This window comes from Intrasporangium sp., from assembly GCF_035280925.1.
GTDB lineage: Bacteria > Actinomycetota > Actinomycetes > Actinomycetales > Dermatophilaceae > Intrasporangium.
Map to the genome: position 1 here is coordinate 16485 of NZ_DATEEY010000212.1, position 11857 is coordinate 28341.

The following is an 11857-nucleotide window of genomic DNA, read 5'->3' on the forward strand; positions in this document are numbered from 1 at the left end:
GTCATCATCGCCTGGGCCTCAGGCGTTCGCGGAGGCGGCGACGAGCTCGTCGAGGCGCTCGTAGCCCTCGCGCATGCCCGTCTCCATGCCACTGGCGACCATGGCGTCCCGGCCCTCGACGGTCCGCCCGATGGAGCGGCCCTCGAGTCGGCAGCGGCCGTTGCCGAGGTCGACGAACCTCATGAACTCGATGGCGACCTCGTCCGGCGCAGCCTCGAACTCGAAGGTCTGGATCGCGAGGTCGTTGTCCCGGACCGTGTGGAACGTGCCGTGGAAGCCGAACTCCCCGTGGTCGGTCCGGTGGACGTAGCGGTAGCCGCCGCCGGACCGGAAGTCCCAGCGATCGACCTCCATCACGTAGCCGCGCGGGCCGAGCCACTGCTTGACGAGCTCCGGGTCGCGATGCGCGTTGAAGACGGCCTCGACCGGCGCGTCGAACTCGCGGGTGAAGTCGATCCAAGGGACACCGGCGGGGATGTCGAGCTTCAGTTCGTTGCTCATGTCTGCTTCTCCTGTGGTTGCGGTGGGTTCTGCTGGGCGAGCAGCGCGTCCAGCGCACGGAACTGCTGCTCGTGGATGAGCCGGTAGCGGTCGATCCAGGCCGTGAGGGCCTCGAGCCGCCCCGGGTTGAGGTGGACCGGTCGGCGTTGCGCGTCCCGGGTCCGGGTGACGAGGTCGGCCTGCTCGAGCACCTGGATGTGCTTGCTGACCGCCTGCTTGCTGATCTCGAAGGGCTCGGCGAGCTCGTTGACCGTTGCCGGTCCGCGGGACAGCCGGGCGATGATCGCCCGACGGATCGGGTCGGCGAGCGCCGCGAACGCACGGTCCAGACGCTCCTCCGCCGCTCCGTCATAGATCACTTGTCAACCACCTTCTTGATCAACCAATAGGTTGATTAAAGAACGGCCCGACGCGGATGTCAACCCCGAGCGGGCAGCTTCTGCGCACTCGACGTGAGATGGGGAGGCGCGCGGCCGCAGATGCGGCGTTAGACTGTGCTTCATGCCGCACCTGCGTATCAACGAGGCCGCCGCCCTGCTGGGCGTCAGTGACGACACCGTCCGCCGGATGGTTGACTCCGGGCGCCTCGACGGCAGCACCGATGAGGCAGGCCGGCGCACCGTCGACGGAGCCCAGCTCGCCGCCGTCGCCCAGGAGCTCGCTCACCCCGCCGAGATCGGCGCCATCGGCGGCGCCTCGGCGCGCAACCGCATGCGGGGCATCGTCACGGCCGTCACCACGGACAAGGTCATGGCGCAGGTCGAGCTGCAGTGTGGCCCGTTCCGGATCGTCTCGCTCCTGTCGAGTGAGTCCGTCGACGACCTCGGCCTCGAGGTCGGGTCCGTCGCAGTCGCCTCCGTCAAGGCAACCAACGTCGTCGTGGAGGTCCCCGCGTGAGAAGGGCACGTCTGCGCGGACCGAGCTCAGCGGCATACGGCATCGTCGTTCTGGCTCTTGCCGGGTGCGGCAGCTCGACTGTCGGGAACGAGCCGACGGCGCCCAGCCGTACCGTCACCGTGCTCGCGGCCGCGTCCCTCTCCGAGTCGTTCGACCGGCTCAGGGCGGACTTCGGGGACAGCCACCCGGGCATCGGCGTCGAGGTGTCCTACGGGTCGAGCGCGACGCTGGTCCAGCAGGTCAACGAGGGCGCCCCGGCGCAGGTCATCGCCCTCGCGGGCGAAGCCGCAGCCGAGCCCCTCGACCGGAGCCTCGTGAAGAAGTCGGGCATCTTCGCCACCAACGTCCTGGAGATCGCCGTCCCACCGGACAACCCGGGCAAGGTCAACGACGTCAACGACCTCGGCAGGGCGGGCCTGAAGGTCGTCCTCTGCGCCGAGACGGTGCCGTGTGGCAAGGCGGCCGACGCGACCTTCAAGAAGGCCCGTGTCGTGCCGTCGGTCGTCTCCCGCGAGGTCGACGTCAAGGCGACCCTGGCCAAGGTGAAGCTCGGCGAGGCCGACGCCGCTGTCGTCTACCACTCCGACGTCGTCGCGGCCGACGGCGCCGTCACCGGCGTCCCGATCCCCGACCCGTTGAACACGAGCCTTCGCTACCCGATCATCACCCTTGCCGACGACGCCGCGACGGCGGAGTTCGCCGAGTACGTGCTGTCACCGGAGGGGCTGTCGACGGTGCAGTCCTTCGGCCTCGGGGCGCCGTGACCCTTTCGACGGCGTCAGGCACCACCAAGCGGTCGTATGCCGCTGGGTTGCCTTCCCGACTCGCCCTCGGCATCCCTGCCGGGCTGGGTCTCGCACTGCTCGTCCTACCCCTGCTGGCCCTCCTCCTCCGGGCCGACTGGGCTCGGCTGCCCAGCGACCTGGCGCAGCCCACGGCGCTGCTGGCCCTGCGGCTCTCGCTGCTGACGACGACCACGACGGTCGCCCTCTGCCTCCTGCTCGGCACGCCGCTCGCCTGGGTCCTGGCCCGCGGCGACCACCCGGCGGTGCGATGGGTGCGGGCGCTGGTCACCGTGCCGCTGGTCCTGCCGCCCGTCGTGGGAGGCGTCGCCCTGCTCATGACGTGGGGACGGAATGGCCTGGTCGGCCAGCACCTGACCGTCTTTGGGGTCCAGATCCCGTTCACCACGGTCGCCGTGGTCCTCGCCGAGACGTTCGTGGCCCTGCCGTTCTATGTCCTCGCTGTGGAGGGCTCGATGCGGGGGCTGGACCCGCGCCTCGAGTCCGTCGCGCGGACCTTGGGGGCGAGTGACCTGCGCTACCTGCGAACCGTGGCGCTGCCTCTCGTCCTGCCGGGCATCGCGAGCGGCGCGGCGCTGGCCTGGGCACGGGCGCTCGGGGAGTTCGGGGCCACGCTGACCTTCGCCGGCAGCTTCCCGGGTCGCACCCAGACGGCGCCCCTGGCTGTGTATGCCGCCCTCGAGCAGGACCCCCAGGTCGCGATCTCGTTGAGCATCGCGCTGCTCACAATGAGCATCCTCGTCCTCGGGCTGTTGCGTGGCCGATGGCTCCGATGACTGGGGGGCTCGATGCGCGGATCCGGCTGACCCGCGGCACCCTCGACCTCGATGTCGACCTGCGGGCCGAGCCGGGGCAGGTCATCGGCGTGCTCGGGCCCAACGGGGGCGGCAAGACCTCGACCGTCCTGGCCCTGGCTGGCGTGCTGCGCGTGGAGTCCGGCCACGTGCGCGTCGGTGCCGAGAGCTGGGACGAGAACGGCCGTCGGCTGGCGCCCGAGTCGCGGCACGTCGGGCTCATGCTCGCCGACCCGCTGCTCTTTCCGCACCTACGCGCCGTCGACAACGTGGCCTACGGGCCGCGCAGTCGCGGGATGGCTCGCGGCACCGCTCGGGAGCGGGCCCTGGCGGAGCTCGACCGGGTGGGGCTCGCGGGACAGTCGCACGCCAAGCCGCGGGAGCTGTCGTCCGGTCAGGCGGCACGGGTGGCCCTCGCCCGGGCCCTGGCCACCGACCCGGCGCTCCTCCTGCTCGACGAGCCACTCGCCGCGCTCGACCCGGACACGCGCGCGAGGACCCGCTCCGAGCTGGGAGCCCGCCTCGCGGCATACGGCGGGGTGACGGTCCTCGTGACGCACGACCCGCTCGACGCACTCACCCTGGCCGACCACCTGGTCTTCATCGAGGCCGGCGCGGTCAGCCAGGCGGGGACACCTCATGATGTGCTCCGCGAGCCGCGAAGCGCCTACGTCGGCACGGTCGTGGGGCTGAACCTCTATGCGGCGCAGGGTGACTCCCGCGGGCACGTGACAGTCGACGGCGATGGCCTCCTGGTCACCACGGACCCGACCGAGGGACCGGTGTGGGCGACGTTCGCGCCGAGCGCCGTGTCGCTGCACCGGCACCAGCCCGAGGGGTCGCCGCGCAACACGTGGCGACTGCGGATCAGCGACGTGACGATGCAGGGGCAGTCCGCCCGGGTCGGGCTGACTGGGCCCGTCGAACTGACGGCCGAGGTGACGCTCGAGTCGATCGCCGCGCTCGGGCTGCACGTCGGGCAGGACGTCTGGGCCGCCGTCAAGGCCACCGAGGTGCGGACCTACCCGCGCTGAAGGACGGGTTTGGGACCGATTTCTTTGACGTCCTAGTATCTGGACCATGCCAGCGACGAGGCTGATGCCCACCGACGAAGCCGCCGACCTCATCGAGCTGACCCGCGAGATCTGCCGGAAGGACCTCGCGCCCCAGGTGGACGAGGCGGAGCGCAAGCACGCCTTCCCGCAGCAGACCTTCCGCACCCTCGGCGGGGCGGGGCTGCTGTCCCTGCCCTACCCGGAGGAGTACGGCGGCGCGGGGCAGCCGTACGAGGTCTACCTCCAGGTCGTCGAGGAGATCGCCTCGGTGTGGATGAGCGTCGCCGTGGGCGTCAGCGTCCACAGCCTGACGGCCCATCCGGTCGCCACGTTCGGCACCGAGGAGCAGAAGCAGGCGCTCCTGCCCGAGATGCTCTCTGGCAACCAGGTCGGCGCCTACTGCCTCTCCGAGCCGCTGGCAGGGTCGGACATCGCGTCGATGACGACCAGGGCCACGCCCTCCGACGACGGGACGAGCTACTCCCTCAAGGGCACCAAGGCGTGGATCTCCCACGCCGGTCATGCCGACTACTACACGACCTTCGCCCGCACCGCTGACACGGGGGGCAAGGGCCTCTCGACCTTCATCGTCCCCGCCGACGCCCCAGGCCTGGTCTTCGCCGAGCCGGAGCGGAAGATGGGCCTGCACTGCGACCCCGTCGCCCAGGTCGTCCTCGACGGCGTCCCGGTCGACGCGGCACGCCGGATCGGCGAGGAGGGCCAGGGCATGAGGATGGCGCTCTCGGCACTCGACTCCGGTCGCCTCGGGATCGCCGCTGCCGCAACGGGACTCGCTCAGGCTGCCCTCGACCAGGCCGCCGCCTACGCCAAGGAGCGGCAGCAGTTCGGCCGGCCCATTGCGAGCAACCAGGGCCTCGCGTTCCTCATCGCCGACATGGAGGCGGCCGTGACCACTGCCCGTGCCGCCTACCTGCATGCGGCTCGACTCAAGGACGCCGACCGCGCCTTCAGCAAGGAGGCGGCCGTCGCCAAGCTCGTCGCCACCGACGCCGCGATGAAGGTCACCACCGACGCCGTGCAGGTGCTCGGCGGCGCCGGCTACACCGAGGACTTCCCGCTCGAGCGCTACCTGCGCGAGGCCAAGGTGACGCAGATCTTCGAGGGCACCAACCAGATCCAGCGCCTCGTCATCTCCCGGCACGTCCTCGCCAACTGACCGGCTGACCCCCGAAAGGCCTCTCATGCAGCTGAACTCGTCCTCCGTCGCGATCGTCACCGGCGGCGGCTCCGGTCTCGGCGGGGCAACCGCCCGCCGCTTCGTCGCGGACGGCGCGAAGGTCGTCATCCTCGACCTCGAGAGCTCCGCTGGCCCGGCGCTCGTCGAGGAGCTCGGCGCAGGCCGGGCCGTCTTCATGGCAGCCGACGTCCGCGACGAGGCGCAGGTGCAGGCAGCGGTCGACCGCGGCAGGGAGCTCGGTGAGGTCCGCGTCGCGGTCAGCTGTGCCGGGGTCGCGACGCCTGGTCGGGTCCTCGGACGCCAGGGCCCTCTCGCGCTGGACACGTTCAGGACGGTCGTCGACATCAACCTCGTCGGCTCGTTCAACGTCATGCGCCTGGCTGCCGCGGCCATGCTCGACAACGCACCGCTCGACGGCGACCGCGGAGTCATCGTCAACACGGCGAGCATCGCCGCCTTCGACGGCCAGATCGGCCAGGCCGCCTACGCCGCGAGCAAGGCCGGCATCGCGGGCCTCACCTTGTCGGCGGCACGCGACTTGGCGGACAAGGCGATCCGCGTCATGACGATCGCGCCCGGCACGTTCGAGACGCCGATGCTCGCCGGCCTACCGGAGGAGACCCGCCACGTCCTGGAGGCACAGGTGCCGCACCCGTCCCGGCTGGGCCAGCCAGCCGAGTACGCCAGCCTCGTGCGCTACATCGTCGACAACCCGATGCTCAACGGTGAGGTGATCCGCCTGGACGGCGCGCTCCGCATGCCGCCTCGCTGACAGACCATCGCGTATGCCGCTGAGCTGACTCCCAGCGCGACGCCGGGCCGCACATCTCGCGTAGTTTGGGCCATGCAACCCTTCGGCCCCGTCGCCGCGTCTTCACCGCGAGCCCAACCTCATGACGAGGGGTCCATGGGCTGGGACCAGGGGGAAGACCAGGATGCGACCACCCGATGACGAGTTCGCTGCGTACGTCAGGGCGCGCCAGGACGCCTTCGTCAGGTTCGGCTACCTGCTGACCGGCGACCGCATGGCGGGCGAGGACCTGGCCCAGATCGCTTTGGCCAAGCTCTATCTCAAGTGGGACACGATCCGGCAGCTCCGGTCCACCGACGCTTGGGTCCGCAAGGTCATGGTGAACGAGCACGCCTCGTGGTGGCGGCGGGCCTGGCGACGGCGGGAGAACCTCGACGTCGACCCCGCGCGCGAGTCCGAGCGCCGCAGCGCCGTCGACACGGCGCCCATCGACCGGGAGCTCTGGGCGCAGGTCATGGCCCTGCCGCCGAGGCAGCGGGCCGCGGTCGCGCTCCGCTACTACGAGGACCTCACCGAGGCCCAGACCGCCGAGATCCTCGGCTGCTCCGTGGGCACGGTCAAGAGCCAGGTCCACCGCGCCCTCGCCACGCTCCGCACCAAGCTCGAGGAAGTGCCCGCATGAACGCCAACCAGGTCCCCCACGGCTCGGACGTCGAGCGCGAGGTCGCCGCGGCGCTGCACGGTCGCCTCGACCCGATGAAGGCGTCCGTCGACCTCAGCGACTCCGTGGTCGCGCGCTCCCGCACGATCCGACGCCACCGCCAGATGGCGACCGGAGCCGCCGTGGTCGTGGCCGCCCTGACCGTCGCCGCGCCGCTGACGTGGACCATGCTGCGCGGGGCCTCGGACCAACAGCTGCCTGCACTACCGTCCGTCGTCTCGACGGGCGGGCCCACAACCACCGGAGTAACGAGCGGCTCGACGACCCCACTCCCGTCGACCAGCGGCCCGACGACCGGGGCCACGACCGGTGCGGCCACAACGGGCCCGCAGAGGACCGGGCCCCAGGCGAACGCGACGACTCCTGTCGCGGTCCCGACCTTCGCCATTCCGGACCGGTCCCGGCGCACCGTCTCCGCCAGCGGGTCCTTCCAGCACGGCTCCTCGGGTGACGCGGTCTGGAGCGTCGGCAAGACCGTCCACCGCGACGGCCGCACCTTCACCCTCGAGGTCGGTGACGCGTGGCAGTACCTCCCGCTCGCCGCGGGAATGGGCCTGGCCATCGACGGCACGAACGACAGCGTGCGCACGGTGCGCCTCGTCGGCCCTGACGGAACCGTCCGGCGCGAGCTCACGACGATCCCGGCCAGCCACAGTGGCGTGTCCTCCGCCGCGAGCGCCGACGGCTCCACGGTGGCGCTCTACGCCTTCAACCCGAGCGGCCCCAAGGGCAATGACGCGGTCATCTACGCCTGGGACTCGACCGGCCGGGAGCTCGGCCACAAGAGCAACCTCGTGCACACCGCCCACCTGGCCGGCTGGTACGGCGGTCACGTCTTCCTCGGCAACCACACCTCGGGCCACAGCTACACCTGGGACTTCGCCACCAACACGATCGACAACTACTACGACGGCGGCTCCTTCGGCACCGTCAACGCGGCCGGTTTCGCCGCAGCGTTCACCCCGACGGGGGAGGGCTTCACCGGCTGCACCGAGATCCTCGACGTCACCGGCACGACAGCCAAGGCGCTCTCCACGCACTGCGGGGACTTCCAGGCCTTCGGCCCGAGTGCACTCTCCCCCGACGGGCGTTACCTCGCCGGCTCGAACGCCTACCAGGACGGGTTCGCGGCAACAGTCGTACGGGTGCTCGACACCCGCAGCGGCCGCGTGGTCCTCGAGGTGACGGACGAGGCGTTCCTGAACTTCGGCTTCACGGCCGAAGGATCCCTCGCGCTCGACGTCCTCAAGAGCGAGCGCGTGAGTGGCTCGGTCCAGGTGCTCGCCCGCTGCACCGTCGACGGAGCGTGCAATCGGTTCACGGACCAGGTCGGGACACCGGACGAGCTCGCGCCGCCCATGCGCGTGCACCTCCTGAACGCCCGCTGACTCACCGCGCACCGACAGGGGCAGATGACCGACACCCGCGCACCTCCCGGAGGTTGCGGGACCTTGAAACCTCCCTGTCATGTCAACCCGCGCGGGGCATCGTCCCGTTTGTGGGGTGAGAAGCAATCTGCTTCCCACTCAAGGGGATCAGCAAAACTGGAGGGAAACCAGCCATGTCCACGCACTTCGCTGCTCGCGTCGCCGCGACCATCGCGACCGCCACCGCACTCATCGTCCTGAGCACGGCCAGGGCTCTGGCGCTTGTCGATCCCGGGCTCGGGGAGGGCTCGGGCTCCGCCCCACCGCCAGTCGCGCCCGCGTCACAGCCGTTCGAGGTCTTCGGCATGACGTGGCCGGTGGCCCTGGCGCTCGCCGTCGCCATCATCGCCACGATCGGACTCGTGCTCAGCGTCCGACACCGGCGTCATGCAGCCGGACAGCACGCCTGACGCCACCGCGGCGGCACACCGGGCCGGCGTGCCGCCGCGGCTGTCAACCGGCGGCTCCCCACACCGCGTTTGACGTATTGGGGGCAGGGACCTCGGAGAGGCCGACAATGGGGAGAATGAGGGGCCCGGGAAACGACGGGCGAGAAACCGACTTCACCGCGTACGTACGGGCGAGGCAGGAGTCACTGACGCGCTTCGCGTACCTCGTCTCTGCCGACCTCGAGACGGCCAAGGACCTCGTCCAGATCGCGCTGACCAAGGCCTACCTGCACTGGGACCGCATCTGCACGCTCGACGCGCCGGACGCCTACATCCGCAGGATCATCGTCAACGAGCACGTCTCATGGTGGCGACCCGCGTGGCGTCGTCGAGAGGTGACCAACACCCCCCTGGTGGAGCTGTCCGACCACTCGAGCGCAGAGCATGAGCCCCACGACCCAGAGCTCTGGAGGCATCTCACCACCCTCTCGCCGATGCAGCGCGCGACGCTGGTGCTGCGCTACTACGAGGACCTGTCCGAGGCCCAGACGGCGGAGTACCTCGGCTGCTCGATCGGCTCCGTGAAGACCCACACGAGCCGCGGCATGTCACACCTGCGCTCCCTCCTCAAGGAGGCCCCCCTATGAGACCGCGTGACGTAACTGAACTGCCGATGGATCCCACCGAGCTGAGGCAGCTGCTGCACGACCGCGCGCAGCAGGTGAAGGTCCACGGGGACTTCGCGCCCGCAGCCATCGCGGGTGCCAGGCGGGTCCACGCCCAGCGCGCGGTCACGGCCGGCGTCGCAGCCGTGCTCGCCGTGGCCATCCCGTTCGCCATCTCCTCCCGCGATCCGGGCCAGAGTCCGGACAGGCCGGCAACGAACACGGCCACCCTGGCGCCGGCACCGACCCCTGTCACGGCAGTCGCCCGTGTCGGCCCACCCCTGGGCCCGATGCCGCTCCCCTACATCCAGGCTGGGCTCCTGCACCTCGGCGGCCGGACGGTCAGCATCCCCGACCTGCGGGACCGCCGGCTGCTGCTGTTCGCGACGCTCAGAGGCGGTGGCGTCGTCTACCAGGTGGCCGGGCCCGACCCGGCGTTGCCGACCCTGGACACCGGTCCCCTCACGTTCCTCGACCCGGACGGACAGGTTGTCAGGCAGCAGCCCAGCGTGGCGCAGGCCGACGCGGACGGCCGCGGTGACCGGGTCACGGCGGTGGCAGAGTCGGGGGAGTTCGTCGTCTTCGATGTCAACGGGGCGGTCCTTCGACGAATGGCAGCGATGGGCGCCTTCCAGGCAACATCGAGGGCGGCGGAGCTCGGCCCCGACCTCGTCGCCAATCTCGCGGGCATTGACAACCGTGTCGGCAGTCTCTCGACAGGACGCTCGGCCTATATCGCAACAGGGGTGGGCCGGACCAGCACTGGGGAGGGGGACCCCTTGACGCTGCACGACGAGCGGACGCTGATCGTGGACGGGATCGTCGAACCGACCCGCGGCGGGACCGGCTGCAAGTACCTTTCCAACTACCTGACCGGCGAGCAGGTGCGGTCCTGGTGCGACGACACACGCCCGATCGGCTTCTCTCCAGACGGCGCCTGGATGTACGGCGAGTACCGGGGTCGTCCAGGCTGGTGGGTCGAACGCACCGACGACGGGGCGCGCCTGCTCGAGATCGAGACCGACGAGGCAACCGGTGACCGCTTCAGCGGAGAGTTCGCGGCGCCGAGCCCGGACGGCAGCGCTCTGCTCGTCGTCGTCGCGGCTGAGGACGGGCAGACCGTGACGACATCGTGCGCCATCGCCACCGGCTCGTGCGAGGTCGTCTCCGACGGGCTGGACGCGCCGTCACGTGGGTTGCTCTCGCTGCCGGACAACTACGGCAGGCAGCAGGACAGCAACAACTGACGGACCCGCGGGCGACGTGCGGTGACCTGGTACAGCGACCGAACCGAGATGGCGGACAACCATCCCTGGTGGTGGGAGCGTATTGATGAGGTCCGCTCCTTCGACAGGGGAACACACATGGGATCCGATGATCGTGAGGCCGAGTTCACGGCCTACGTCCGGGCGAGGCAACGCCGCTTCGTTCGGTTCGCCTATCTGCTGACTGGCGACCCACACAGCGCCGAGGACCTCGTGCAGAGCGCCTTCGCCAAGGTCTACCGCAAGTGGGACTCGATCCACGGATCGCCCGACGCCTACGTGCGCCAGACCATCATCAACGAGCACAACAGCTGGTGGCGCCGGACCTGGCGGCACAAGGAGGTGACCGGCAGTGACCTCATCACCTACGCCGACCCACCCGCTCCGGCTGACCGGTACGCCGACAACGACCTGCACACGCACATCCGCAACCTGCCGACGCAGCAGCGGGCCGCGATCATCCTGCGCTACTACGAGGACCTCACCGAGGCCCAGACCGCCGAGGTCCTCGGCATCTCCGTCGGCACCGTGAAGAGCCACACGAGCCGGGCACTGAACGCCCTGCGCGTCACGATGAAGGAAGTCACGGCATGAGCCCGAACGAGCTGGACCTGCGCCAGACCCTGCAGGAGGACGCCTCGCGGATCGACGCCTCCGGAGACTTCGCCGCCGCGGCCATCGGCCTCGAACGCCGGCGCACCCGCCGCCGGACCACGCTCACCGCAGCAGCCGCCGTCGTCGCGGCAGCGGTCGTGCCCATCCTGTTCTGGTCGCCGAGCGGTCCCAACGGTGGCCTTGCCCCCGCCACGAGCCCGAACGTGCTGGTGACACAGACGCCCTCCGCGACCGTGAACCCCACACCTGCTCCATCCGTGACCACGAGCGTGGATCCCGTCCCCACGACCCCCGTCGCCCCGGCAACGGCGACACCGGAGAACACCTACGCCTTCGACGACACGATCGTCGTCGCGGGCAGGACGTTTCCGCTGGAGAAGGGCACGGTCGTGGAGACGCTCCGTGTGCTGTCCAACGGCGGTTTCCTCCTCCAGTCGCACATGAACACCGGTGCGAGCCAGAGCGAGATCGAGATCCTCGACGCGGGGGGCAGCACGGTTGCGGCACTCGGTTCCTCCGGTATGTACGTCGTCTCCCGGGACGGCAGCCGGGTCCTCGTCCGCAACGGCGAAGACGACCGCATGCGTGTCCTCGATCCCAGTGGCAAGACCATCGCCGAGCGTCGAGACGACCGGATGCCGGCGGCGATCGTCGGGGACCACGCCTACCTCAACGCCGACTCGTCGCAGCCCGGACTGGAGTGGAACTACGTCACCGACGAGACGCGCGAGATACCTTCGCACGTCGTCGCCGTCTCCGACGACCGGACTCGCGCC

General features: G+C 70.3%; 14 protein-coding genes and 1 pseudogene. 13 read left to right on the forward strand and 2 right to left on the reverse strand.

The window, feature by feature from the left end; translation table 11 throughout:
- Positions 1 to 18: 18 nt before the first annotated feature.
- Positions 19 to 501, reverse strand: a complete 483-nt coding sequence (locus VJN29_RS19155) for an SRPBCC family protein (protein ID WP_324145238.1) — start codon at positions 499 to 501, stop codon at positions 19 to 21.
- Positions 498 to 860, reverse strand: a complete 363-nt coding sequence (locus VJN29_RS19160) for a metalloregulator ArsR/SmtB family transcription factor (protein ID WP_324145239.1) — start codon at positions 858 to 860, stop codon at positions 498 to 500. Before VJN29_RS19160 ends, VJN29_RS19155 begins: the two co-directional genes overlap by 4 nt.
- Before the next feature lie 142 nt (positions 861 to 1002).
- Between VJN29_RS19160 and VJN29_RS19165 the strand changes: the two genes are divergently transcribed.
- The 13 genes and pseudogenes from VJN29_RS19165 to VJN29_RS19225 form a co-directional block, all read left to right on the forward strand.
- A complete protein-coding gene (locus tag VJN29_RS19165) occupies positions 1003 to 1398 on the forward strand; it encodes a TOBE domain-containing protein (RefSeq protein ID WP_324145240.1) in 396 nt (131 codons plus the stop codon).
- A complete protein-coding gene (modA, locus tag VJN29_RS19170) occupies positions 1395 to 2162 on the forward strand; it encodes a molybdate ABC transporter substrate-binding protein (protein WP_324145241.1) in 768 nt (255 codons plus the stop codon). The genes VJN29_RS19165 and modA overlap by 4 nt, the downstream gene beginning before the upstream one ends.
- The gene (locus VJN29_RS19175) at positions 2159 to 2977 is read left to right on the forward strand and encodes an ABC transporter permease (protein ID WP_324145242.1); all 819 of its coding nucleotides are present in this window, start codon (positions 2159 to 2161) and stop codon (positions 2975 to 2977) included. The genes modA and VJN29_RS19175 overlap by 4 nt, the downstream gene beginning before the upstream one ends.
- A complete protein-coding gene (locus VJN29_RS19180) occupies positions 2974 to 4029 on the forward strand; it encodes an ABC transporter ATP-binding protein (protein ID WP_324145243.1) in 1056 nt (351 codons plus the stop codon). Before VJN29_RS19175 ends, VJN29_RS19180 begins: the two co-directional genes overlap by 4 nt.
- Positions 4030 to 4075: 46 nt before the next feature.
- Complete coding sequence (locus VJN29_RS19185; RefSeq protein ID WP_324145244.1) at positions 4076 to 5227, forward strand: acyl-CoA dehydrogenase family protein; 1152 nt, start codon at positions 4076 to 4078, stop codon at positions 5225 to 5227.
- Between the two features lie 25 nt (positions 5228 to 5252).
- Positions 5253 to 6020 carry an SDR family NAD(P)-dependent oxidoreductase gene (locus tag VJN29_RS19190; protein ID WP_324145245.1) on the forward strand — a complete coding sequence of 256 codons (768 nt, stop codon included), beginning with the start codon at positions 5253 to 5255 and terminating at the stop codon, positions 6018 to 6020.
- 163 nt (positions 6021 to 6183) lie between these two features.
- A complete protein-coding gene (locus VJN29_RS19195) occupies positions 6184 to 6681 on the forward strand; it encodes a SigE family RNA polymerase sigma factor (protein ID WP_324145246.1) in 498 nt (165 codons plus the stop codon).
- Entirely contained in the window at positions 6678 to 8108 is a 1431-nt protein-coding gene (locus tag VJN29_RS19200) for a hypothetical protein (protein ID WP_324145247.1), read from the forward strand. The genes VJN29_RS19195 and VJN29_RS19200 overlap by 4 nt, the downstream gene beginning before the upstream one ends.
- Positions 8109 to 8281: 173 nt before the next feature.
- Entirely contained in the window at positions 8282 to 8557 is a 276-nt protein-coding gene (locus VJN29_RS19205) for a hypothetical protein (protein ID WP_324145248.1), read from the forward strand.
- A gap of 116 nt (positions 8558 to 8673) precedes the next feature.
- A complete protein-coding gene (locus tag VJN29_RS19210; protein WP_324145249.1) occupies positions 8674 to 9183 on the forward strand; it encodes a SigE family RNA polymerase sigma factor in 510 nt (169 codons plus the stop codon).
- Positions 9180 to 10448 (forward strand): hypothetical protein, encoded by a 1269-nt coding sequence (locus VJN29_RS19215; RefSeq protein WP_324145250.1) that lies wholly within the window; start codon positions 9180 to 9182, stop codon positions 10446 to 10448. The genes VJN29_RS19210 and VJN29_RS19215 overlap by 4 nt, the downstream gene beginning before the upstream one ends.
- A 117-nt stretch (positions 10449 to 10565) precedes the next feature.
- On the forward strand, positions 10566 to 11060 hold the full coding sequence (locus VJN29_RS19220; RefSeq protein WP_324145251.1) for a SigE family RNA polymerase sigma factor: 495 nt from the start codon (positions 10566 to 10568) through the stop codon (positions 11058 to 11060).
- Positions 11057 to 11857 (forward strand): annotated as a pseudogene (locus VJN29_RS19225) (hypothetical protein); the annotation flags it as partial. The gene VJN29_RS19220 and the pseudogene VJN29_RS19225, both read left to right, overlap by 4 nt.